General features: G+C 62.3%; 23 protein-coding genes. 5 read left to right on the top strand and 18 right to left on the bottom strand.

From position 1 onward, the window contains the following. Nucleotides 1–11 precede the first annotated feature (11 nt). The gene (locus KRX51_RS06085) at nucleotides 12–413 is read left to right on the top strand and encodes an RNA polymerase-binding protein RbpA (protein ID WP_218362130.1); all 402 of its coding nucleotides are present in this window, start codon (nucleotides 12–14) and stop codon (nucleotides 411–413) included. Between the two features lie 78 nt (nucleotides 414–491). On the opposite strand, the gene KRX51_RS06080 is transcribed toward KRX51_RS06085, so the two are convergent. The 3 genes from KRX51_RS06080 to KRX51_RS06070 are packed head-to-tail and all read right to left on the bottom strand — an operon-like array spanning nucleotide 492 to nucleotide 3,407. After that, the gene (locus tag KRX51_RS06080) at nucleotides 492–1,325 is read right to left on the bottom strand and encodes a polyprenol monophosphomannose synthase (RefSeq protein ID WP_218362129.1); all 834 of its coding nucleotides are present in this window, start codon (nucleotides 1,323–1,325) and stop codon (nucleotides 492–494) included. Nucleotides 1,326–1,336: 11 nt separating this feature from the next. After that, nucleotides 1,337–2,881, bottom strand: a complete 1,545-nt coding sequence (gene lnt, locus KRX51_RS06075; RefSeq protein ID WP_370625036.1) for an apolipoprotein N-acyltransferase — start codon at nucleotides 2,879–2,881, stop codon at nucleotides 1,337–1,339. Then, a complete protein-coding gene (locus tag KRX51_RS06070; RefSeq protein WP_218362128.1) occupies nucleotides 2,874–3,407 on the bottom strand; it encodes an FxsA family protein in 534 nt (177 codons plus the stop codon). The genes lnt and KRX51_RS06070 overlap by 8 nt, the downstream gene beginning before the upstream one ends. A gap of 38 nt (nucleotides 3,408–3,445) precedes the next feature. On the opposite strand from KRX51_RS06070, the gene KRX51_RS06065 reads away from it, so the two are divergent. Both KRX51_RS06065 and KRX51_RS06060 read left to right on the top strand, forming a co-directional pair. Then, nucleotides 3,446–4,303 carry a hypothetical protein gene (locus KRX51_RS06065; RefSeq protein WP_218362127.1) on the top strand — a complete coding sequence of 286 codons (858 nt, stop codon included), beginning with the start codon at nucleotides 3,446–3,448 and terminating at the stop codon, nucleotides 4,301–4,303. 128 nt (nucleotides 4,304–4,431) lie between these two features. Next, on the top strand, nucleotides 4,432–4,872 hold the full coding sequence (locus KRX51_RS06060) for a hypothetical protein (protein ID WP_218362126.1): 441 nt from the start codon (nucleotides 4,432–4,434) through the stop codon (nucleotides 4,870–4,872). Nucleotides 4,873–4,876: 4 nt separating this feature from the next. Here the strand turns inward: KRX51_RS06060 and KRX51_RS06055 are convergent, their stop codons facing one another. Genes KRX51_RS06055 through KRX51_RS06045 form a run of 3 tightly spaced genes read right to left on the bottom strand, consistent with a single transcriptional unit; the run spans nucleotide 4,877 to nucleotide 7,526 of the window. Further along, a complete protein-coding gene (locus KRX51_RS06055; protein ID WP_370625035.1) occupies nucleotides 4,877–5,725 on the bottom strand; it encodes a precorrin-6A/cobalt-precorrin-6A reductase in 849 nt (282 codons plus the stop codon). Beyond that, entirely contained in the window at nucleotides 5,644–6,384 is a 741-nt protein-coding gene (locus KRX51_RS06050; RefSeq protein WP_218362124.1) for an SDR family NAD(P)-dependent oxidoreductase, read from the bottom strand. The genes KRX51_RS06055 and KRX51_RS06050 overlap by 82 nt, the downstream gene beginning before the upstream one ends. Next, nucleotides 6,384–7,526 (bottom strand): Xaa-Pro peptidase family protein, encoded by a 1,143-nt coding sequence (locus KRX51_RS06045; RefSeq protein WP_218362123.1) that lies wholly within the window; start codon nucleotides 7,524–7,526, stop codon nucleotides 6,384–6,386. Before KRX51_RS06045 ends, KRX51_RS06050 begins: the two co-directional genes overlap by 1 nt. 199 nt (nucleotides 7,527–7,725) lie before the next feature. Here KRX51_RS06045 and KRX51_RS06040 point away from each other — a divergent pair, with 199 nt between their 5' ends. After that, entirely contained in the window at nucleotides 7,726–9,105 is a 1,380-nt protein-coding gene (locus tag KRX51_RS06040; protein ID WP_218362121.1) for a metallophosphoesterase family protein, read from the top strand. Here the strand turns inward: KRX51_RS06040 and KRX51_RS06035 are convergent. After that, nucleotides 9,102–11,750, bottom strand: coding sequence for an RNA helicase (locus tag KRX51_RS06035; RefSeq protein ID WP_218362119.1), 2,649 nt, complete (start codon nucleotides 11,748–11,750; stop codon nucleotides 9,102–9,104). The genes KRX51_RS06040 and KRX51_RS06035 overlap by 4 nt on opposite strands. 25 nt (nucleotides 11,751–11,775) lie before the next feature. Then, on the bottom strand, nucleotides 11,776–11,997 hold the full coding sequence (locus tag KRX51_RS10320; RefSeq protein ID WP_218362117.1) for a PLDc N-terminal domain-containing protein: 222 nt from the start codon (nucleotides 11,995–11,997) through the stop codon (nucleotides 11,776–11,778). On the opposite strand from KRX51_RS10320, the gene pabB reads away from it, so the two are divergent. Next, entirely contained in the window at nucleotides 11,981–14,101 is a 2,121-nt protein-coding gene (gene pabB / locus KRX51_RS06025; RefSeq protein ID WP_218362115.1) for an aminodeoxychorismate synthase component I, read from the top strand. The genes KRX51_RS10320 and pabB overlap by 17 nt on opposite strands. Here pabB and KRX51_RS06020 read toward each other — a convergent pair. The 10 genes from KRX51_RS06020 to KRX51_RS05975 form a co-directional block, all read right to left on the bottom strand. Then, nucleotides 14,095–14,850 (bottom strand): aminotransferase class IV, encoded by a 756-nt coding sequence (locus KRX51_RS06020; protein WP_218362113.1) that lies wholly within the window; start codon nucleotides 14,848–14,850, stop codon nucleotides 14,095–14,097. The genes pabB and KRX51_RS06020 overlap by 7 nt on opposite strands. Beyond that, a complete protein-coding gene (gene tatC, locus KRX51_RS06015) occupies nucleotides 14,851–15,894 on the bottom strand; it encodes a twin-arginine translocase subunit TatC (RefSeq protein ID WP_218362301.1) in 1,044 nt (347 codons plus the stop codon). A 67-nt stretch (nucleotides 15,895–15,961) separates the two neighbouring features. Then, the gene (gene tatA / locus KRX51_RS06010) at nucleotides 15,962–16,330 is read right to left on the bottom strand and encodes a Sec-independent protein translocase subunit TatA (protein WP_218362111.1); all 369 of its coding nucleotides are present in this window, start codon (nucleotides 16,328–16,330) and stop codon (nucleotides 15,962–15,964) included. A 75-nt stretch (nucleotides 16,331–16,405) separates the two neighbouring features. Beyond that, entirely contained in the window at nucleotides 16,406–17,410 is a 1,005-nt protein-coding gene (locus KRX51_RS06005) for a YafY family protein (RefSeq protein WP_218362109.1), read from the bottom strand. Continuing rightward, the gene (locus tag KRX51_RS06000) at nucleotides 17,403–18,374 is read right to left on the bottom strand and encodes a WYL domain-containing protein (protein ID WP_218362107.1); all 972 of its coding nucleotides are present in this window, start codon (nucleotides 18,372–18,374) and stop codon (nucleotides 17,403–17,405) included. Before KRX51_RS06000 ends, KRX51_RS06005 begins: the two co-directional genes overlap by 8 nt. Before the next feature lie 2 nt (nucleotides 18,375–18,376). Beyond that, entirely contained in the window at nucleotides 18,377–19,807 is a 1,431-nt protein-coding gene (pafA, locus tag KRX51_RS05995) for a Pup--protein ligase (protein ID WP_218362105.1), read from the bottom strand. Between the two features lie 3 nt (nucleotides 19,808–19,810). Beyond that, nucleotides 19,811–20,005 (bottom strand): ubiquitin-like protein Pup, encoded by a 195-nt coding sequence (locus tag KRX51_RS05990; RefSeq protein ID WP_218362103.1) that lies wholly within the window; start codon nucleotides 20,003–20,005, stop codon nucleotides 19,811–19,813. A gap of 35 nt (nucleotides 20,006–20,040) precedes the next feature. Further along, nucleotides 20,041–21,591, bottom strand: a complete 1,551-nt coding sequence (gene dop / locus KRX51_RS05985; protein WP_218362102.1) for a depupylase/deamidase Dop — start codon at nucleotides 21,589–21,591, stop codon at nucleotides 20,041–20,043. A 9-nt stretch (nucleotides 21,592–21,600) separates the two neighbouring features. After that, on the bottom strand, nucleotides 21,601–23,232 hold the full coding sequence (gene arc / locus KRX51_RS05980) for a proteasome ATPase (RefSeq protein ID WP_218362101.1): 1,632 nt from the start codon (nucleotides 23,230–23,232) through the stop codon (nucleotides 21,601–21,603). 60 nt (nucleotides 23,233–23,292) lie between these two features. Then, the gene (locus KRX51_RS05975) at nucleotides 23,293–24,129 is read right to left on the bottom strand and encodes a tRNA (adenine-N1)-methyltransferase (RefSeq protein ID WP_218362100.1); all 837 of its coding nucleotides are present in this window, start codon (nucleotides 24,127–24,129) and stop codon (nucleotides 23,293–23,295) included. Between the last annotated feature and the right edge of the window lie 81 nt (nucleotides 24,130–24,210).

Here is a 24,210-nt window from a genome sequence, read left to right as displayed (position 1 = left end):
GGAGGAACGCAATGGCAGACCGAGTTCTGCGAGGCAGCCGAATGGGTGCCGTGTCCTATGAGACGGATCGCGACCACGACCTGGCCCCACGCCGGATGGTGAAGTACCAGACCGAGGACAACGAGATCTACGAGGTCCCGTTCGCCGACGATGCTGAAATCCCCGGCGAATGGCTGTGTAAGAACGGTAAGGTCGGCAAGCTCATTGAGGGCGAAGGCACCGAGGCCAAGCCGGTCAAGCCGCCGCGCACCCACTGGGACATGCTGCGTGAGCGCCGCTCCATTGAGGAGCTCGATGTGCTTCTCGACGAGCGCATTGACCTGCTGCGCAAGCGTCGCCGCAATGCCGCGCGCCTGCTCAAGCAGCAGCAGGAGGCCGAAGCCGCCGAGGCTGCCGCCAAAGGCAAGAAATAACTCGCCCAGCTAGCCGCAAGAACCACGCAAAAGCGCCCGCCATAACCGGCGGGCGCTTTTTACTGTGTGGAATCTGGACTACAGCTTGTAGCGGCGCCGCTTACGCTTGGCGACTTCCACCTCATGCTTGAGCTCATTGCCCAACAGGCTGCCAACCTCGGTGGCGAAATCCTTCACCTGGGTCGCGCGGTGCTTGGCCGCCCAGGTGGTGACATTGGCCAGCGACTTCAATACGAAGCTCGGGTCCATCTTGGACTCGCCGTACTCACGCTCCACGAAGGTAATCGGCACCTCCTCGACATAGAAACCCGCCTGGTCGGCCTTCCAGCCCAACTCAGTCTGGAACATATAGGCCGCCCCGCCAATGGAGCTCAGGTCAAGCTCCTCGAGCACTTCGCGTCGGAAAGCGCGGTAGCCGGCGGTGATATCAGCAATATCGGTGCCCAGGGCCAGGGCGATATACACATTGCCGCCCCGGGAGAGCAGATAGCGTGACTTCGGCCAGTTGCGGGTGCGGCCACCGCGTACATAGCGCGAACCGATAACCAGCTCGGCGCCGTCGTCGATCTCATTGAGCAGCCGGTGCAGCTGCTCTGGTGCGTGGGAGCCATCGGCGTCCATCTCGCACAGCACCTTGTAGTCCCGCTCTAGGCCCCATTCAAAACCAGTGCGGTAGGCGTCCCACAGGCCGTCCTTCTTCTTACGGTGCAGGACGTGGATCTGCTCATCGGCGCTGGCCATCTCATCGGCAATATCACCGGTGCCATCGGGCGAATTATCGTCGACGATCAACACATCAACATGCGGTTCTGCTTCGCGCAGCCGCTGGACAACCAGCGGCAAACTCTCCCGCTCATTGAAGGTCGGAATGATGACCAAAGTAGAGTCGCTGGGCTTTGCTGTCGCGGTCATGGTTTCTCCTGTTAGCTGTTGGCCGACGAGTCGCGCCGGATCACGGCTGCGGCGGCCACCATCATGGCGATGATGACGACGCCCCACTCAACACTAGCGCCCCACCGGGCTGCGATAGTGCGCTGCGTGTGTAACGGCACTGTCGACGTCAATACAGCCTGCTCGAAAATCTTCGTCGACGCCGCCACAGTGCCGTCGGGACGCACAATGGCGCTGACCCCCGAGGTGGCGGCCACAACGACGGTGCGGTTGTGCTCAATGGCGCGCAGCCTGCTCATCGCCAGCTGCTGGTAGCTCATATCGGTGTAGCCGAAAGTGGCGTTATTAGTCGGCGTCGCCAAAATCTGGGCACCATTATTGACCGCAGTGCGGTAGGCATCATCAAAGATCACCTCAAAACAGGTGGCGATACCGACGGCGATACCGTCGGCATGCACCACAGTGTCACCATGACCGGGCTTCATATCGCCGGCTAGCTCCACCATGTCGCTGAAATGGGCGAGGAAATCACGCATCGGCATCCACTCGCCAAAGGGCTGTAAGTGAATTTTCTCGTGGGTCTCCCCCGCGCCTGTGTCCGGGTCCCACACCACCATGGTGTTTTGCACCCCGTCGGTATACGTGAACGTGCCGACGATGATGGGGGCGGCAATGGCGTTCGCGGCCTGTTCGATCATCCGCTGCGCCTGGGGCTCAATGAAGGGCGACACATCGGCGGAGTTCTCCGGCCAGATAACAACGTCTGGCTGCGCCTCCTGGCCAGCCTGTACCCGCTGCGCCAGTTCGATGGTGGCGTCAACATGGTTGCGCAGCACCGCCAGGCGTTGGGCGTTGAACTCCAGACCCAACCTGGGCACATTGCCCTGCACCGCGGCGACCCGAATAGACCGCGCCGCGCCGGGCTGCTCAGCACTGGGCTCTGAGTCGCGAAACAGTGGGGCGGCGCTGCTGAGTGCGGCGACGATGGCCACCACTACCCCGCTGCTCACCCAGGTTTTCGGCTGCCAGCGCAGGATGGCCACCGCACACGCAGTACCAATAAGGCAGGTCAGCCAGCTCACCAGGGGCGCGCCGCCGATGATTGCGGTCTGCGCGATGGGCCCACCGACCTGGCCGAAGGCGTGCCGCAGCCACGGGAAACCACCAAAGGGCCAGCGGACCAGTACCGCCTCGATGGCGATAATCCAGCTGGCGGTGCCGACGATGATGAGTGCTGGGTGCAGCCGGGCGTTGGTGATGAGCCACACACCGAGTGCGGCAGCGATCTGCACAATGCCCAGGGTCAGGCATAGCGCCAGCCACGGGCCATTGCCGACGAATTCGCCGATCCAGCCCAGGGACATCAGGGCAGGCACCGCGCCCCAGATGAGGCCGATGACTACGGCAAGCCACCACCGGGGCCGACCCGCCAGTGCGAGCACGAGCAGCGCGGCGGATAAGGGCCCAAGCACCCACCAGCCGATGGGCTGGAAGGACAGCGATAATGAGGCACCGCCCGCTGCGGCAGCGATGAGGCGCAGCAGGGCGGTGTAGGCAGGTGAGATGCGACTAGGCACGGCCGTCGCGGTGATCTCGATTGTCGTCGACGTCGTCGGGCATATCGATAATGGTCTGGTCGGTGCCTGTGTGGCCGGTAGTGCCCTGGTTGGGTGTGCCGAACAGCCCCTGGCCAGCGTCGGGGTCGTAGCCCTTGGATTTCATATTGGTGCGCACGATGGTCATCGAGGATGTTGCGGTGTTTTCAATCCAGGCCATGGTGGCCCGGCTGATAATGCGGCGCAGCATTGTGCGTGTCGGCGGGGCGATCATCAGCAGGCCACAGATGGTGTTGACCAGGCCGGGCAGCGCAACGAAGATGCTGCCGACAAACACCATTGCCGAATCGGCAACAACACGGCCGGGCCGCTGCCCGGTTAAGGAGGCCTCGGCGACTTTTCGCATTTGGACTGCGGCGAAAATCATGCCGAAGAAGAACAGCGCCATGATGACAAGGACAGTCCACAGCCAGCCGATCCATTGAGCCAGGGCCCAGATGGCAACGAGTTCGGCGATTATGTAGAGGGCAAACAGGACGCGCTTCATGTCCGACATCCTACGTGTAGCCCACTACAGTGACACCAATGAGCGACTCTGATAACGCTGCGCGCCCGGTGGAGCTGCGTTTCCCCGCTGCGACTGTGCCGGCTGAGTATTTTGCGGCCTTCGCCGATGCCGCCGACCACCACGGTGATGGCACTGTGCAGCTGACCCGCCGTGGCCAGTTGCAGATCCCCACCAGTGACCCCGATGGTGTGGTGGAGATGCTCCTGGCTGCTGGGGCGTGGTCGGCGCACCCGCAGCGGGCGCATGTGCGCACGGTGGTGTCGCCGTTGAGTGGTCGCAGTGGTGGCCGGCTGGATATGGGCGAGTTGGCGCGGCTGTTTTGCCAGCAGTGCCCGCAGCTCGGTGCGGTGTTGGTGGGTTTTGATGATGGGCGCGGCGATATTCTCGCAGAAGGCCCTGAACTGGGGTTATTGGCCTGTGATGGGTCCGAGGTGGAGCTCATTATTAATGGCCGCCCCGCAGGTGTGGTGGTCAGCCGGGATGCCGCGGTGCCTGCTTTGGTAGAGCTTGCCCAGGTGCTTGCCGACGCTGGCGGCGACCTGGCTGCGATAGCTGAGGTCCACCAGGTGCTGCGCACTCCGTATCGGCGCGGTTCGGCCGGTGCGCCCCAGCAGGCCCCCACTGCCCCGGTGGGCTGGTTTGGGCAGCCGGATGGGCGGGTGAGTCTTGGCGCTGGCTTGGTCAACGGTGTGTTGAGTTCTCAGCAGGCGCGGATGCTGGCCCAGACGCGCACGTCGGTGATTATCACCGCCTGGCATGGGTTGGTGTTGGTGGACCTTGATGAGGCGGTTGCTGATGTCATCGTGCGGGTACTGGCGCCGAATGGGTTTGTTTTTGACGTCAACTCTGCGCTGCTGAGCGCACACCCCAGTTAATGTTGACGCGCGGTGAATGCTTGGTGAACTCTCGTCAATAGGGCGTTCCTCGAGTATCCGAATGGGCCGGGATGCGGTGAAATCGGTGAGAATACCTCCGATTTCACCCCACGAAAGGTTCTCTGCCAGTGCTTAACGGCTTCCTCGTCAACCCGGACCTGACGAACCGGCGCATTGTTTTCGAACTCGAGCACGCCTCGCAGTTCCTCGGCGGCGTCGAGGAAGACCGCGTCAGCGTTGCCTTCCAAGAAGACGGCTCCACCTACGCCGCGCTGTACTCCTCCTCCGCAAAGGATGAGGGCGCAGAACCCAACCCGGTTGCTTCCCTGGGCCGCAATACTGCGGCCACCGGCAATCCCGCGTTTTTCACTGACCCCACTACTGCGGTCTCCGGTGCGGTGATCTTCGTCGGCGCTGAGGGCGAAGACATCACCGATGAAGAAATTGAGCGCGTCAACCAGGGCATCCGCGCAGTCAAGCGCTACCGCGAGGACCACCCTGAGGAGTTCAACTACTGGCGTTCTGCGGTGCTCAACCTCGCCGAGCACGAGGATGAGCACAACAGCTAGGGACCTAGCGCGTCCACGCCACCCGGCGCAGCAAGCGCTGGGCGGTGCCAACGTCATGGGCCACATCAGCAATAGATGCGCCCGGCAAAGCTGGACGCTGCACCATCACCACGGTTTTCTTTAAATTCCGGGCTGCCTCCAGCGTCACCGCCCCGGCTGCACTGCCGGTATTGGTGACCACCACACAGTCCACCGCGTAGTCACGCATGAGTTTGCGTTCACTCGCCACATCGCGCTCAGTTGAATCGGGAACAACCGTATAGGTGCTTGGCAGCGGACCACTGGGCCGGTGATTGGCGCGAATAAGGTAGCGGCCCTGCGTATCGGAGGCGAAGTCCGCAACAGACTGCGGCCCCACATCCAGCAGCGGCGCCCGGAAACGATCGCGCACAACGTCGGCAGCTGCAGCTAGGCAGTCCACCGGAATCCACTTATCCAGCCGCTCTGGTTCCCACTCCGGGCGCAGCAACACCACCAATGGCACACCCGTAGCCCGGGCTGCTTCTGCGGCGGTATCGGAAATGCGCTGGGCAAGCGGTACTGCGGCGTCGACGATGACATCAGTCTGGGATTCCAGTAGCCACCGGGCCATACCGGCCGCCCCACCAAAACCGCCGATCCGCACCTGACCCACCGGCAAAGCCGCATCGCCGGCCTCGTCGGAAAGCGCAGTGGTCACAAGCCACCCATCGGCCTGTAGCCGGCGCGCCAGGTCCCGAGCGTCGTCAGTTCCACCGATAATGAGCGCCCGCGGCGGGAGTGCCCCCGGCCTCATCGCGGCATCCTGCGCCACACCGGGCGCGGCACCCACCGGGTAATCCAGGCGAGCACCCCAATCCCAGCTGGAATCCACACCGCGTCCTTGCCAGCATCGAGGGCGGCCACCGAGGCGTCGGCGACCTGATCTGGGGTGGACGACATGGGCGCGGGATCCATGCCTTCGGTCATGCGGCCAATGACGAAACCAGGCCGGGCAATAGTCAGCTGTACCGGCCCGCCATGCACACGGTCCTGCAATCCCTGTAAGAACCCATCAAGCCCGGCCTTGGCGGAACCATAGATATAGTTCGGGCGGCGCACCCGCGCCCCAGCAATGGACGAGAAAGCCAGAATGCGCCCGCCACCTGCGGCCTCCATGCGGCAGACCAAGGAGGTGGCGATAGCGGCGTGGGCGGTGAAATCAGTGTGGATAATGGCTGCGGTGCGCCTACCATCGCGCTCATCGGCATCCTGATTGCCCAAGACCCCGAATGCGATCACTGCGGTGGTCACCGGGCCATGCGACCACACCTCGTCGAGAACAGCCTCATGGGAGCCCAGATCATCGGCGTCGAAAAATACGGTGTGGACCTCACGAGCCCCGGCTGCGGTTAATTTCTCCGCTACGGGGCCGAGTGCTTCGACGCGCCGGGCGGCGAGGGTGACCACCGCCCCCGGTGCCAGCCGTTGGGCGACCTCACCGCCGATCTCTGAGGTTCCGCCAAGGATCAGCACATGCTGCGTGTTGGTCATCACAGGGCTCCTTGTGTGGTGGGGACAAGTGCTCGGTCGCAATTATTGAGGCTGCGCACACCATCGGCGGTAACGACGACGATGTCTTCGAGCCGCATCCCGAATTCGTCGGGAAGATAAATGCCAGGTTCGACGGAAAAGGTCATGCCCTCGGCAAGCTCAATATTATTCCCGGCCATAATGAACGGTTCTTCGTGGACACTTAAACCAATGCCGTGGCCGGTGCGGTGGATGAAATTCTCGCCATAGCCGGCCTCGGTAATGACGCTACGGGCTGCCGCATCGATATCAGCAGCAGTCGCACCAGGCCGCACCGCTGCCACTGCGGCCTGTTGGGCGCGGTGCAGGACCGCGTAGACCTCCTCGGCGTGTGGGTTGGTTCCGATGACGTAGGTGCGGGTGCAGTCGGAGTGGTAGCCAGCCCCGAAACTGCCGCCGATATCGACCACGACGACGTCACCGTCGGCAAGCACTCGGTCAGAAAAACTGTGGTGTGGGTTGGCCCCATTCGGACCGGATCCCACAATGACGAAATCCACTGCGTAGTGGCCTTCGGCGAGGATGATGCGGTGTAAGTCCTCTGCCACCGCACGCTCAGTGCGCCCTGGTTGCAGTAGTGCAGGCACCTGGGCGTGGACCCGGTCGATGGCATCGGCGGCGCCTTGTAAATCAGAAAGTTCGGCGGCGTCCTTGGACATGCACAGCTCACGCAGCGCCGGAGCTGCCAGCACCGGGTGTGCTGCGGGCAGGTGATCCAAGATGGGCAATATGTGGTCGGCGGTCAGCGAGGAGCCGATGCCGACGCGGTCGCCCTCCGAGGCCGCTAAGGCCGCGGCGGTGCGCTGGTGGGGGTTATTGCCGTCGGTCCACAGATCAATCTTGATATCGAGATCAGTGACTGGGCAGTTGGCCAGCGCGTCGCGTTCAACAGCGGGCATCAGCAGGGTTGGGGTGCCGGCGGCGGGAATGACTAAAGCGGTGAGACGCTCATATGAGCTGACCGTTGAGCCCAGGAAATACTGCAGGTCAGGGCCTTCTCCAAGGATGAAACCGGCCAGATGCTGGTCAGTAGCGCAGGCAGCTGCGCGCCGAAGACGGTCGGTATAAACCGCTGCGTCGAAAGTGGTGTCCGGCGATGTCATGTGCCCCACGGTACAGATTTGACGCCTGGGACTAATGAGGCGCGTGGGGACAATAGTGCTGCCGCAGCACAGAGCAGAAAACTTCTAGGTTCATGTCATGTTCAGATGCTGGTCAGGAAGCTGTGACCCCACCTCGTCACACTAATGAGGTTTGCACACAACGCTGCTCCCACTCGACCGCATAGGAAAGGTTTCTGCTTTGGACCGCCGCGCCTCAGTACTCGCCGCCGCCCTCACAGCCGCCACCGCACTCACCGCTGCCGCCGGGCCCGCCGCCGCACTCAACTCCGCCACTGGCGAAGCAACCCAAAAAATTCTTGGCGAACTCGATGATGTCCTCTACGGAGACAACGGGCCGTACGGCGAATATGAAAACGCCACCGTCAATAACCAGGTCGACCCCCACTCCCCGGTTGAGCGAGTCATTGTCGCGCCCAGCGCTGATGGCGCCCACGGTGTCACCATCACCTTCCGCAGCCCCAGCGAAAACACGAGTGTTGAATACCGCACCGGCAATGGCCAGCTCATCAGCGTGCCAGCAATAACCAAAGACGAATACGATGGCCGCTTCTTCCAGTTCGTCGAACTCACTGGCCTAGCCGGTGGTACTGAGTACACCTACCGGGTACGCCTCGGCGACCAGCACAGCCAGTGGTACCGATTCACCACCGCCGCCAATAGTCATGAGCCTTTCGACGTGCTGTATGTCGGCGATGCCCAAAATGGGCTCACCACCCACTGGCCGATTACCGCCCACACAGCGCTCAACGACAACCCTGAGGCTAAATTGCTGCTGCAGGGCGGTGACATGATCAACCACTCCGGCCAGGACAAGCAATGGTCCGATTGGTACAACGGCATAGGCCCTGAGGCCCCGAATACCCCGATGCTCACCGCACTGGGCAACCACGAGATCTGGCTTAAAGACGACGGCCCGGACCCGACCGCACGGGCCTACCGCAACCACTTCACCCATCCGCTCAATGGGCCGGCACAATTTCCTGATTCGAGCTTCTACGTCGATTACCAGGGCGTGCGCATTGTGGTGCTCACCGGCAACTACTTGGGCTACAGCGCCCAAGCCGCTTTCCTCGAGCGAGCACTAGCAACCAACCCCCACCAGTGGTCGCTTGTGATGCTGCACCAGCCCATCATTAACTCCACGGATAAGCGCGTGGACCCCGCTCAGCTCGCCGCCTTCGCGCCCGTGATTGAGGCACATGATGTGGACCTGGTGCTCACTGGCCACGATCATTCCTACGCCCGCGGCCACCTGACATCGTCGAATAAGGGCGACTTAGTCTCCGGCCCGGTCTACCTCACCGCCACCGCTGGTTCGAAGTTCTACCCCACCAGCGAGGACAACCTGTCCTGGAAACTCTTCGGCGCACAGCGCGAGGTCTGGGCCCAGGGGTTATCGACGTACCAGCGCCTGCACTTTTCCGGCTGCGCCCTGGAAGTCACCGCCACCGTCACGGTCACTGATGATGCCGACATCGTCTCCTCCAATGGCGTCACCGACGGTGTGCTCGACCAGTTCACCATCGATAAGTGCGGTGGCGACAAAATTGTGCGCTAGCCGTTGTATAGCGCCACTACCCCACGACGAATCGCCTCAATGGCCTTGCGGGCATTGCGGCGAATCTCGTCGGTATAGCCCGTAACCTTCACCTGTTCCAGCAGGTCAATGACCTGACGGCACCACCGCACGAAATCACCCGGGGTCAACTCAGCACCATTATCGGCAGCTGCGGCTAAGGCATACGCCAACGGTGCTCCCGCGGTCCACTGGTGCATCGCACCAGCAAAAGAGGCGTCCGGTGCCTTCGTGAGCGGCAGGTTGTGGCGCTCCTCGTCGGCGGTGAGCTCGCCCCACAGCCGGTTGATATTGCTAATCGCAGTGGCCAGGGCCTCCGTCGGCACCGCAGCGGCAGCCTCAGTGGGGCGACGGTTTTCAAACACCAATGCCGAGGCCGCACCAGCAAGTTCTGCCGGGTCCAGGTCGTCCCAGATCCCGCGGCGCAAACAGGTCGCCACCAGCAGGTCCGAACCACTGTGGATCCGGGCCAGGCGCTCGCCCTCATCAGTGACCACCCACGGCTCGGCACTATCCCCGTCGGCAGACGCAGTACCGCGTTCGACGTAGCTCATCTCGCTGAGCAGGTCCAAAATGCGGTCAAACATCTTCGCCAAGGTGTCCGACTTCTTCGCCACCCGCTGCTCTAGGCGCTTCACCTCACGCTGGGCCTTCCGCAGCGCATCAACCTCAGCCATCGCCGCATCAGCCGCCGGGTCCCCATGCATGGGGTGCTCGCGCAGCCTCGCCCGCAGCTCCTTCATCTTCTTCGTTGGCTTCACCGAACGACGCTTCAGCCGACGCGGGCCTTTAATGCTGCGCCGGGCAATCTCCGACTGCACCAACTGCACCGCACGCCGCGGCTTATGGGCGGCGTCCTTGGGGACCTTGATCGTGCCCAACACAGTCGGGGCGGCCGGGAATATTGAGGCATCAATAGCGCCGGTGAAGCCCTTCTCGCCGACCACCACCGGACGCGGATTCGCGCCGCCATGTTCTTCCCGCACCACAGCCACCAGCTCAACCTTCTTGCCGCGCGGCATCGCAATCACATCGCCACGGCGCAATTTGCGCAGCGCAACGGTCGATTCTTTGTGCCGGTCCTCAATATTGCGGCGTTTGGCATCCCGCTCTTCGGCAGTGATCGCCGCACGAATATCGAGATACTCCAGCAGCGCGTCAAGATCGCGGTCCTGTGCCTGGGCCGCGTCGGTAAGTTTTTCTAGTCGCCGCTTCGCCCGCTCGAGAGCCTGGACTTCGCCGACGACCTCACCATCGGCCTGATACTGGGCAAAAGAGCGCCCCAGAACCGCTGTTGCTTCGGCATAGCCCTGCGTGCGCAGCAGGTTAACGGCCATATTGTAGCCGGGCGCGAAGGTCGAAATCAGTGGGTAGGTGCGCGTGGACGCCAGACCAGCCACCCACTGCGGGTCCATCGCCGGAGCCCACTGCACCACCGCATTACCGACGGTGTCGATGCCGCGCCGGCCCGCGCGACCCGTCATCTGGGTGTACTGGCCCGGGGTGAGATCCACATGGGCCTCACCGTTGTACTTCACCAGCCGCTCGAGCACCACGGTGCGCGCCGGCATATTAATACCCAGCGCCAGGGTCTCGGTGGCGAAAACCACCTTGAGCAAACCAGCGTTGAAGAGTTTTTCCACGATGTGCCGGAAGGCCGGCAGCATGCCTGCGTGGTGGGCGGCGAACCCGCGCATCAGGCTCGCCTTCCAACGGCGGAACATGAGCAGTTCGAGGTCTTCGCGCGGGATGGTTTCCACACCGGCGTCGATAATCGCCGAGATCTGTTCCTGCTCATCCGGGGTGGTCAGCGTCATTCGGGAGGCACCCAGTTGTGCCAGCGCCCCATCACAGCCAGCCCGGGAGAAGATGAAGATAATCGCCGGCAGCATCCCGCGGCGCTGCAGGATGGACACAACGTCGGTACGCCGAGCCATCCGCACCCGCTTCTTCTCCGCCAAGGAGGCAGCGGCCAGCACATCGCGGTTTACTGTCTCGCCGTCAGAGGCGAACAGCGGCATCAGTCGGTTGCCGACCATCATGTGCTGGTGCAGCGGCACGGGGCGGCGCTCAGAAACAATGATGTCGGTATGCCCGCGGACTTCAGTGAGCCAGTTGGCGAATTCCTCCGCATTGGACACCGTCGCCGATAGGCCCACAATCTGCACGTCCTCTGCCAGGCCCAGGATGACTTCCTCCCAGACCGCGCCGCGTTCTTTATCGGAGAGGTAGTGGATCTCATCCATCACCACCGACTGCAGCCGGTTCAGCTGCGGTGACTTGGCGTAGATCATATTGCGCAGCACCTCAGTGGTCATCACCACAATGTCTGCGCTGCCATTATTGGAAATATCGCCGGTGAGCAGGCCGACGTTGTCCTCGCCGTAGACCGCACACAGGTCCCGGTACTTTTGGTTCGACAGTGCCTTAATCGGTGTGGTGTAGAAGCACTTACCGCCGGTCTCATGAGCCCGGCGGATCGCGAATTCACCGACAACAGTTTTGCCGGAGCCGGTGGGGGCGCACACCAGCACCCCGCGGCCGTTGGTGATGGATCGGCACGCGTCGAGCTGGAATTCGTCCGGGGTGAAGCCCAGATCGGCGACGAAGGTATCGAGGACGCTCATGCCGCCAGGGTGTCAGTTCGCGGCGTTATTTGCGAGTTCGCCGGACAAACACCCAGATCACAAAACCCACGATGGGAAGCACTAACGTCACCAGACCCCATGCGATGGCAGTGCCGATATCAGAGCGGCGAAGTGCGGTGATGAAGACGGAGCCGACCAGTACAAGGTAGCCCAGTAGAATTCCACCGACGTCAGCGCAATGAACACTAGGGCCAACACCACGGAGAACGATGCGGGTACTGCTCATCGATAACCACGACTCGTTTAGCTATAACGTGGCTCACGATATTGCGGTGGTCACCGGCGCCGCACCCGAGGTGATTGTCCACGACAACCCTCCGGTGGCTCCGGGTGAAGTTGACCAGTGGTTGCGCTGTTTCGACGCGATTGTGGTCTCCCCTGGCCCGGGGACCCCGGATTGTGCCGCAGACCTTGGGGTGTCCGCGGCGGCTATTGCCCAGTCCGAGGTACCGGTGCTTGGTATTTGCCTGGGTATGCAGGCCATTGCCCACGATGCTGGGGTATCGGTTATCAGGGCGCCTCGCCCGGTACATGGTGAGGTAGCTGAGGTGCGTCACGACGGTGGGGGCCTCTTTGCCGGCCTGGCCTCTCCGGTGCCGATGGTGCGCTACCACTCCCTCATCGTTGACCCGCGCGAAAGCGCCGCACATGAGGACATTGTGGTCGATGCCCTCGTTGGGGACATCGTGATGGGCCTACACCGGCGCAGCCGCCCGCAGTGGGGACTCCAAGCCCACCCAGAATCCATTTGTTCACACCAGGGCCGCAGTCTGCTGGAGCGCTTCTTTGACTGCGCCCGGCAGTGGAATCAGCAGCACCGGCGGGGCGGTAGTAGGCACAGCGTTCAGTCGTCGGGGGCCGCATCCGTGCCGCTATCGTCGGGCACCCGCCCGCACTGGCAGGTGCTTGTGCAACGGGTAGCTGTGGAGGCCACCTCGGAAGCAATTGTCGACGAAATATTCCGGCAGGACGACCACGCCTGGTGGCTCGACTCCGCTACTGGTACGGGCGTATCCATCTGCGGTTCCGCAGCCGGGCCGCTGGCGAAAGTGGCGACTGCGCTTCCCGACGGCGTCCGGGTCCGCGGTACAGCAGGCAGCCACGACCTCGATATCGACTTAGTGGACCTTGTGGAATCCACCCTGGGCTCAGTAGCGGCGCGCGACCTCGATGGCACGGATATCCCGCCAGAGTCCCTGCCCTTCGTCCCCGGTTGGGTCGGCTACCTCGGGTATGAGTACGCCTGCCGTTGGCTGGACCCACACACCCATATCGACCCCGGCACGAGTGCTCCGCCGGCTGAACTTGTCTTCAGTGATCGCGTAGTCGTCATTGACGACACCACCGCCTGGGTGTTGGCGCTGACCGACGAATCCGTCGCCGAGGAGCAATACCAGTGGGTAGGCGACACCGCTGAGCGGATACGCACCATGCGCGCCCAGCAGCTGCCGCTGCCACCTGCTCCGGAATGCGGCGAGGTGACGGTGCGGCACAGTCGGGACGACTACATCGACCTCATCGAGCAGTGCCAGGAGGAAATCGCCGCCGGCCAGAGTTACGAACTGTGTCTGACTAATTCGATCCGGGTGCGGGCCCGCACGGACTCCTGGCAGCTCTACCGGCGATTACGCACGTTGTGCCCGCGCCCCTTCGCGGCTTATCTCGCCTTCGGCGACCACCATGTGTTGTCGGCCTCCCCGGAACGCTTCCTCACCGTCGACCCCCTCGGGCAGGTCGAGGCCAAACCCATCAAAGGCACCAGCCCGCGTGCGGCCAATCCGCATGCCGACGCTCGCCTGGCCGCCGAGCTTCACGAATCGGTGAAGGAGCGAGCCGAGAACCTCATGATCGTTGATCTGCTCCGCCATGACTTATCCCGGGTGTGCACACCAGGCTCAGTTGAGGTGCCACTGCTGTTCGATATCGAATCCCACGCTGGTGCGCACCAGATGGTCAGCACGATTCGGGGCACACTCACCAAGACCAATGGCGCCCTCGACGCTGTGCGCGCCACCTTGCCTGGCGGGTCCATGACCGGTGCCCCGAAATACCGCACGGTCCAGCTGCTGCGGGAATTCGAGGACGCTCCACGCGGGGTGTATTCGGGCGTGCTGGGCTATATCAGCGTCAATGGAGGCACAGACCTCTCCATCGTGATTCGCACCATCCTCCACCACGCCGACCACGTCGAATACGGCGTCGGTGGTGCCATCACGGCTCGTTCAAACCCCACGGAGGAATGGGAGGAAACCCGGGTGAAGGCCCGCACACTTGGCGTGGCCTTGGGAATCGATCTGGATGAGGAGCTTGAGCGCGCCGCCCGCTACTGATGAACCGGCGTGAGCTGCCCGTCAAGGAACTCCCGCCAGGAGGTGAACCGCTGCGGCGCGCCGGGCGTGATATCTGCGCCCACCCAGTCGGTGACATAGCGAATCCCCTGGTAGGCGTTGAGTAACCACGCCTCGCAGCCATCGAGTTCGGCGAGTCTGGCGGCCACCTGGCGCACTGGTACACCTAGCTCGTGGGCGCGCTGCTCCACTACCAAGCGGGTCACACTCGGCAGGACCGGCAGCTCAGGCGTCGGGACGCACAATGCCTCACCGTCCCACCAGACCAGCGCGGCATAGCCGGCCTCCAGTACGAGACCTTGTTCGTCGCGGAACAGCACTTCGTGCGCCCCAGCCTTAGCTGCGTCGGCGATGAGCGCGCCGGTGCGGGCTAGGTCAGGGCCCTTCACCCGGGGGTTAGTGCGTGGATCGCCTGGTGGTAGTACCTGCACGGTTAGTGCTTGCCGACGCTCTGGGCCCGGCCGAATATCCAGGTACACGGTGTCTTCAACGAGGCTCAGCCGGGGAAACCACTCCCCTTCCGCAGGAATGAGCTCCACCGCAGCGGTAAAGAGCGCCGACCCGTTTACCCGGTAACCATACTGGGCAGTGGAGTGCGAAAATCGCTGTTGGTGCAGGTCAATTCGTCGGACATGTCCGTTGGTCTGGCGCCACGAGTCCGCGACGCGAAGTTTTCCAGACGGGGTGGACGCAGGAACAAACTGCGTGCCATCCCATGCGAATGTGCTCATTTAGAGAACGTCGTCGAAGTCAGAGCCTTCGCGCTCCGACAGCGGCTTTGCCTGGCCCGACTGCGCGGAGGCCTGCGGCGCACCATACGGCGACGAGGCCGGTGGCGCCGAGGGGCGCGGCTGGTTGGTCGTACGCACCGGCGCGGGCCTATTGAGCGTCGAGGCAGCCGGGCGGGAACCAGTGGGGCCAGTGACTGGCTCGGACTGGATTGGGCCTGAGGAACGCACCGGCCCGGATGCTTCATCGTCGGCAAGATCCAGCCATTCCGCACGCTGCTTGGCGCGGCGCTTGTCATTGAGTCGGCAGAACTGCAGGGCAATCTCGACCATGATGCACAGCGCAATAGCCATGGCCGACATCGATGCCGGGTCACCACCCGGGGTCATGAACGCGGCGAAGATGAACAGGCAAAGAATGATGATGCGGCGCTTGTCTTTCAGCGTGTCGTATTCCAGCACGCCGACGATATTGAGCATCACGATGAATAGTGGCAGCTCGAAGCTCACGCCGAAGACCAACAGCAGGGCGAGGATAAACGAGAAGTATTCGCCACCAGTGAGGAAAGCCACCTGGGCCTCGTCACCGATCTCCAGCAGGAACGCCAGACCGTAGTTGACAACGAAATAGGCCAGGGCGGCGCCTGCGCAGAATAAGATCACTGCGGCGGTAACAGCGATAAATGTTGCGCGGCGTTCGCGGCGCACCAGGCCCGGGGTGATGAACGCCCACATTTGGTACAACCACACCGGCGAGGACAGCACCACGCCAGCAAGCGCGCCGACCTTGAGGCGCAGCATGAACATCTCAAACGGGCCGGTCGCCAGCAGGCGGCATTCTTCTGTCAGATTCCCACCGAAACGTGATTCGGGAGGCAGCGAACAATAGGGCCGCTTAAGTAGCTCGCCGAGGGAGAGCACATGTAGGTGACCGATATGAAACGACACCTGGTACCAGATGAAGCCAATAATCGTGCCGAGGAAAAGACCCAGCACGGCCTTGAACAGCCGGGAGCGTAGCTCCTGGAGGTGCTCGACGATCGTCATCACGCCCTCGGGGTTTTTCGGCTTACGCCGCAAACCCCGGGGCTTCGTTTTCTCCGCCACTAGCTAATTACTGCTGCGGGGGCTGGTAGCCCTGCTGCGGTTGCTGGTAACCCGGCTGAGCCTGGGGCTGCTGCGGGGGCTGCTGGTAGCCCGGCTGCGGCTGCTGCTGAGGCTGCTGGTAACCCTGCTGCGGCTGGTAGCCCTGCGGGTAACCTTCTTGCGGCTGCTGCTGGGCCTGCGGAAGCTGCTGCGGGGGCTGCTGGTAGTTCTGGCCAGCATCCTGCGCATCATCGTGCTGCATTTCCTTGACCTCAGACTTAAAAATGCGCATGGAGCGGCCCAGCGAACGGGCTGCATCCGGCAGACGCTTAGCGCCGAAGAGCACAATCACGACGATAAGAATGAGCAGCAGTTCGGGCCAACCGAGAGTCGGCATGAGGTGCACCTTCCAATAGTGAATAGGGGGTGGGCGTTACCAGTATCCAGCGTCGGGGCTGCGACAGTCCAGATTCTATGCGCCATCATCTGACGCTGGCAGTTGAGCATACGCTGCCAATGCCATTTCCGCGCGCGAGACAACCGTACGTGCCACTGCCCCATCATCGGTAGCCCGCACCCCAGGGAAACGCTTCAACAAGAACCCCGCCGTGCGGCGAATATCGCCTTCGGGAATCCACGCGGTATAGCCGTCGCCATCCTCAGCAGGCTCGATATCGACTACCGGGTCGTATTCACTGACCCACGTCCAGCCGTCGGCGATGCGCACCGGCACCCACTCCGCCTCGTCTTCGGCAAGAAAGCCGTGCGGGTCTTCCGGGTCCGGGCTTTCCGACGTTATCCGCGCCGCCGCCTCGTCGAGCACTCGCGCGGATTCGATCCGATCCAGGCGGAATGTCTTAGGCTTCACCTGCTCACCGTTATCGGTGACGCGGTCCGTGGCGTAGAGGTAGGTAAACCCGTCGACAGCGCGCAGCTGCACCGGATTGACCTGGCGGGTGGAGCGCTCATCGGAACCAGACCAATAATCAATCTCGAGCACCCGGCGCGAGTCAACCGCCCGGCGCACAGTAGTCGCCACCTCAAGCGGGCTGCGCTGCTGCGAATCCAGATCAAGCAAAACCGAGAAACGCTGAAAAGCACGCGGGGCAACCGCACGCAGCTTCTGCTCCGCCGACCGCACCACAGCCGGGTCAGCCACATCGGGCATACCGATAAGCGCCCGCAAAATCAGCAATAACGTGGCCGTCTCAGTTGCCGTGAGTTTCAGCGGCAACCCCAGCGGCTCGACGCGACTGCGCGTGATCTCCGCGGTAAACCGGTTCGGACGCACCACATCAAACGCTGGGATAGATGTCTGGCCGGGGACCTCAGCGTCGGCAAGCGCATCCAAACACTCCGTTACCGTGGCCGTATCCACACCCAATTCGGCGGCGGCCTCCATCACACTGTGCTGGCGCTGATAGAAATACGCCGCGACAGTAAGCAATTCGCCAATCGTTGCACTCGATTTAGCCATCAGCGGGCTCCTTATAGGCGGCCACAACCTCGCGCAGCTGGGCAATAACGTGCTCGCGCACCGCAACTGGTTCCACGATGACGAGATCGCCGGCGTGCTCGAGGGCCATATTGGTGGCTTCTCGAATAGGCATCTCGGGAAGCTCCCAGCGGCCATCGCCGCAATCCCGGGCGGTGCGCACAATATCGCCACACGTGCCAGGCACAACATCAATCACAACCGGGCCATCAGTGAACTCACCGAATAAAGACTGCTCGGCAAGCCGACGCATCTCCGCCGCACCCGGGTCGCCATGCACAGCCAGATCATCTGCACTGGTCGTGACCTCACACATCCGGGACAGGCGGAATGTTCGTGGGCCCTTGCGGTGAACATCCCACCCAATTAAGTACAGCTTCCCGTCATGCGGAAACAGCCGCCACGGCTCGAGTAGGCGCTGCTGATCATTATCCCCGACCTGCGGTGTGTACCAGAACCTGATGCGCTGTCCGAACAGTCGCGCGGCAATAATCGCATCCAAATCAGCGCCGGTGAGCAACGAATTATCGGCAACCACCACCGCCGAATCAGCATTTTTTAAATCCTCCCGGCCACGCAGCCCAGCAATCTTCGCCCAACCACGAGAGCCCACTCGCGACAGTGACCGATCCGCGAAAGTCGCCGACCCAGCCATCGCCACCACCTGGGATTCAGCCTCAGTGAGATTCGGGTCCACCAAATGCCACTGCTTCGCATCCACCGCATAGGCAACCTGGGAACCAGCGACAGTGCGTTCCACCACCGGCACCCCAGCCGACTCCAGCGCAGCAAGATCGCGTTCCAACATCTTGCGCGCCGCATCGTCGGCAGCGGAATAGGAACTGATCCGGGCCTCGAGCTGCTCCCGGGTGCTGCCACGCGGATTTTCCTCCAGGTGCAGCACAAGCTCTAGTTGGCGACGCGCCGGAGTGAGCTGGTCAACCACTGCTACGCTCCCCCAGTCAGCTCATCAAGCAACGCGGCAACAGAGGCATCCTCAGTAATAAACGGGTCATCGAGCACCGCGGCTTTCGGGTTATCGCCGCTGACCTTCAAATGAGTCCAGTCGACAACAGTGGCCAGCCCGGCTTCGCGGGTACGGCGCAAAAACTCGCCCCGCACATGCGCACGGGTGGTCTCCGGCGCAGTAGTCATCGCGTGCTGGATATCCTCATCGCTCACCCACGAGCTCACCGCACCGCGGGCCTCGAGCAGCCGGAAAATGCCACGTCCGGGGCGCGTGTCGTGATACGCCAAGTCCAAGCGGGCCAAGCGGGGGTCCGTCAGCTCCAGACCGCGATCTAAATACCGGTCAATGAGCGACTTCTTAATCGCCCAGTCAATATCGCGGCTGATCCCGGAATAATCCCCGGAATCAACGGCGTGCAACGTGCGCTCCCACAACTCCACCAAGCGCTGGAACTCGGCGTTCTTCGTGCCCGAGTCGGAATCATCACGCTGCTGTAGGTACTGCTTCGCCGCCTCAAGATAGATGTACTGGATAGCCAACGCGGACTCGCTGCCACCATGCCGCAACGGAATCTGCACCCGCCCCGTCACATCCCTCGACACCAGTCGGATGGCCTTAATCTCATTGGCCACCTCCAAATCCGGCAACTCCCACCCAGCCTCGATCAACTCCAAAACAAGGAAGGCAGTACCGACCTTGAGCGCGGTGGTGGTCTCACTCATATTCGAGTCGCCCACAATCACATGCAGGCGACGGAACCGAGACGAATCAGCATGCGGCTCATCACGGGTATTAATAATCGGCCGCGACCGCGTCGTCGCACTGGAGACCCCCTCCCACACATGGTCAGCGCGCTGGGAGAAACAGAACTGGGCAGGGTCCTTCTCATTCGGGCTACCCGGATACGGCCGAGTGATGACACCAGCACCGCAAATCAGCTGGCGGGTGACCAAAAACGGCAACAGCTTCTTCGACAAGGCCTTCAGACTCATCGACCGACCCACCAGCAAATTCTCATGGCAGCCATAAGAATTACCGGCTGAGTCGACATTATTGCGAAGCAAAAACACCTCGCCGCCGATGCCCTCGTCGGCAAGCGCACGTTCAGCCCGCACCGCTAACTCGTCAAGAATGCGCTCCCCTGCCCGGTCATGGGCAATCAGCTGGCTAATCGAGTCACACTCAGCTGTAGCGAACTCAGGGTGCGAACCCACATCGAGATAAAGCCGGCCGCCGTTATCGGTGAAAATATTCGTCGCCCCATGCTCCTCCAACACCGGACGGAACATGTACCGCGCGGTCTCATCGGGCCCCAGCCGGGTCTTACCGTCCTGGGTGCACACCACGCCGTATTCGGTTTCGATGCCCGCAATACGGCGCGTCAACACCGTGGGGTCGGCTGCCGTCACGGTTTACTCGCCGCCCTTCTGCACGTAGGACTTCACAAAATCCTCGGCATTGGATTCCAACAGCCCATCAATCTCATCAAGAATGTCATCAGTGTGCTGGGCGTGCTCCTGCAGCTGGCCGCCACCAGCGGCATCGACCTCATCATCGTCGCCGCCGGAGCCACCACCCTGAATCTGCGAGCCTTTAATATCCGCCATCGCGCAAAATCCCTTTCGTCGTACCTGATCTAGTTCTACTCGGAAGTATCAGCATCGTGCGGGCGCAACCCCGCCAAGCCCCGGGCACAAAGGCCACCGACCACATCGCCAATGGTCTCCGCATTCTCAACAATGTCCGCGACCGCGTCGGCACCCAGGCCCTCCACGTCATGCAGCGACAATTTCACCAACGCATTCGGGTCGGTGGGGGCACCACTGTTATCGGTATCGCCTACGTTGACGATGGTGGAATCCCAGCTGGCGGCGACAATATCGGCCGGGAAGCGTCGCAGCAGCCCGCCGCGCAAATAGGCGCGCGTGGACGTGGGGGCCTCATGCACCGCCCGAGCGACGGTCTCATCGTCGGTAAGCCGACGCATCCGGCCCCGGGCAACCAGCGCGTGATACAGGCCGCGGTCGGGATCAATATCGGAATACTGCAGGTCAATAAGGGCAAGCTTGGGATGATCCCAGCCGAGGTTGCCGCGCGAACGCAGGCCCTCCAATAAGGACAGCTTCGCCGTCCAGTCCAGAATCCCGGAAGTCGACATGGGGTCTTTAGCCAGCAGATCCAGGACCTCACGCCAGCGCGACACCACCGTGCCATGCGTATCGAACTCGGCAACCCGGTTGAGGTACTCGTACTGGATCTCCACCGCAGTCCGCCACGTGACATGGTCCTCATGCTGCAGCTTCTCCGTGCAGCTGAGATCCCGGGACACCTTGCGCACATCGGAAACCGGGTCCCGCAGCGCCAAATCGGAAAAATCCACCCCGGCCTCGATGGCGTCCAGCACCAACGACGTCGCCCCCAACTTGAGGAAAGTCGCCGTTTCCGACATATTCGCATCCCCAATGATGACGTGCAGGCGCCGCCACTGGTCCGGGTCCGCATGCGGCTCATCGCGGGTATTAATAATGCCGCGGTTCAGCGTGGTCTCCAGGCTGACCTCGGTCTCGATATAGTCCGCGCGCTGGGAAATCTGGAACCCAGCATGTTGGCCCTTCTCCCCCAGGCCCACCCGGCCAGCACCACAAAAGACCTGGCGGGTCACGAAAAATGGGGTCAGCCCAGTGATGATGTCATCGAAATTCGTGTCCCGGCGGAACCGGTAATTCTCGTGGGTTCCGTACGAGGCGCCCTTGCCGTCGACATTATTGCGGTAAATCTTCAGCTGCGGGCAATCCGGCTCGGCGCTGGCGAGCTTGGCGGCCTCGAGCATGATGTGGTCACCAGCCCGGTCCACAATCACCGCCTCCAACGGGTCGGTGGTCTCCGGGGCGGAATATTCCGGGTGGGCATGGTCGACATAAAACCGGGCGCCATTATCGGTGATGATATTCGCCGCCCCCAGTGCATCCGGGTCCACCACAGGAGTCTGCCGGTAGCGCCGCAGGTCAAAACCACGGCTATCACGCAGCGGCGACTCTGGCTCATAATCCCAGCGGGCTCGCCGGGACTGGCCCTTGGCATGGGCCTTGGCGTAGCTCAACACCGCCTGGGTGGAGGTGAAAATAGGGCTGGCGTCGGCATCGCCAGGTGCTGCAATGCCGTACTCGATCTCGGTGCCTAAAACGCGGGCCACAACTTCCCCCTAAGCGTCGGGCTGGGTGCAGGAATCAATATCAGGGCAATGCGCACCGCGCTGCGAGAGCACAGTGACATCAACCACGCGACCAGAGGTGCGCCCGGAAATGCGGGCCCACTCATCCGGATTGGCGGTATTGGGCAAGTCCTCGTTCTGGGCGAACTCCTCAGTAACCGCACTAATCAGGTGGCGTTCATGGATGCCCTTGGCCGTGCCAGAAATGACATCCTTAATCGCGAGTTTCTTCGCCCGGTCGACGATATTGGCGATCATCGCCCCAGAGGCGAAGTCCCGGTAGTACAGCACATCTTGGCGGCCATCAGCGTAGGTCAGCCGCACAAACTCATTCTCAGCACCAGCGGCGTACATCCGGTTAGTGGTGGCCTCAATGAGGTGGGCGGCGACTGCCTCAGCACTGCCGTGGGCGGCGATATCCTCGTCGGCATACGGCAAAGTGCTGGTGAGGTACTTAGCGAAGATATCGCGGGCGGCGTCAGCGTCGGGACGCTCAATGCGGATCTTCACGTCCAGTCGCCCCGGGCGCAGAATTGCGGGGTCGATCATTTCCTCACGGTTGGAGGCGCCGATGACAATGACATTGTCCAGGCCTTCCACACCGTCGAGTTCGGCCAATAACTGCGGGACGACGGTGTTTTCCATATCGGAGCTCACACCGGAACCGCGAGTGCGGAAAATCGCGTCCATCTCGTCGAAGAACACAATGACCGGGCGGCCATCCTCGGCGATATCGCGGGCGCGGTCGAAAATGAGCCGGATCTGGCGTTCGGTCTCGCCGACGAACTTATTGAGCAACTCCGGGCCCTTGACATTTAAGAAATAGGAGGTCGCGCGGCGAGCCTCGGACTCATCAGCGCCCCGCGAGATCGCGATCTTGCGGGCCAGCGAATTAGCCACCGCCTTGGCGATAAGGGTTTTGCCATTACCGGGCGGGCCGTAGAGCAGCACGCCCTTCGGCGGGCGCAGGTCATAGGAGGCGAACAGCTCCGGGTGCAGAAATGGCATCTCCACGGCGTCATGAATCTGCTCGATCTGCTTGGTCAGGCCACCGATATCGCCGTAGTCGACATCGGGAACCTCCTCCAGCACCAGGTTTTCGACCTCGGCTTTCGGGATGACCTCAAAGGCATAACCGGCTTTACGGTCGACCAGTACCGTGTCACCAATTTTCGGCGCTAATTCACCTGCAAGATTTAACAGGTATTCCTCCCCGTGCGGGTCGGTGACGAGGATGCGCCGCCGATCGGGCAGGTTTTCGCGCACTAACGCTAAGTCCCCGTTGTCGACAAAACCGCAGTCTTCGACGATCACGGCACCATCAGAGATCCGCACCAACGCACCCGGGCGCAGCGTGCGGGCATCAATAGTGCTGACCACATTCAGCCGCATTCGGCGGTTGCCGGTGTAGACGTCGGCTGTTTTGCCGTCGGCCATGGCCTGCAAAAAGGTGCCGTAGGTCGACGGTGGGTCGGTCAGCGTGTCAAGGTCGCGGCGCAGCTCGGAGAGTTGGTCCCGGCTTAATCTGAGCGCGTCAACGAGTCTTTCGTTGCGCGCCGCGAGCACCTTGTTCTTCTGCTCGAGGCTGCGGATCTCACGCTGGTGATCGGCTAGCTCGGTCATAAGCGCCAGATTACCTGCCGCAGGTGTGGTGACCCTGTGCTGCCCCGTTGCTGGCGTGTATTAGCGCCGATTTCGCCGCTGCGGGCGCGGCGCCACAGTGCCATCGGCTAGCCGACGTGCGGTGAGCACAAACGCGGTATGGGCCTGCATGCGGTGCACCGGGCGCACCGCGAGATCGACGACATGCCAGTCACGCACCATCGTCTCCCAGGCGCGCGGTTCGGTGAAGCAACCCAATTCGCGGATACCTTCCATCACCTTCATCAGCTGGGTGACGGTGGCGACATAGCCGATGAGCATGCCGCCGGGCTCGAGGAGATTCTTCGCCGCCTCCAGGCAGGTCCACGGCTCCAGCATGTCCAGCAGCACCCGGTCGACGGTGCCGCCGCAGTCTTCGGGGGTGACCTCGCGCAGATCCCCAAGCCGCAGGTCCCAGTTGTCGGGGTGTCCGCCGGAGAACTCGGAAACATTGCGCTCAGCGTGCTCGAGGTGATCCTCGCGGATTTCATACGAGATGAGTTTTCCGCTCGGCCCTATGGCACGCAGCAGGTAGAGGCTCATTGCACCGGAACCGGCACCGGCCTCCAGCACCCGGGCGCCGGGGAATACGTCGCCTTCAACCAGGATTTGGGAAGCGTCCTTGGGGTAGATGACGGCTGCACCGCGCGGCATGGACAGCACATAGTCAACCAGGGTGTGGCGCTGCGCTAAGTACACAGTGCCTTCCCCGGAGACCACGGTGGTGCCTTCTTGGGAGCCGATGATGTCATCGTGGGCGATCGGCCCGCGGTGGGTGAAGAAGCGCTCACCAGGTTTAAGGGTGATGGTGAATTTTCGGTTCTTGCCGTCGGTGAGCTGAACGCGGTCGCCGACGTGGAATGGTCCGCTATGTGCCATGTCCGTGTTCCCCTTCCAGGTGATGGTGTGGTGCAACCCGCTGTGATGAACACGGGCGGTGGGCTTATCCGGTAGATGTCC

It is taken from the genome of Corynebacterium sp. TAE3-ERU12 (assembly GCF_019209905.1).
GTDB lineage: Bacteria > Actinomycetota > Actinomycetes > Mycobacteriales > Mycobacteriaceae > Corynebacterium.
This window is presented reverse-complemented; position numbering and strand designations above follow the sequence as displayed.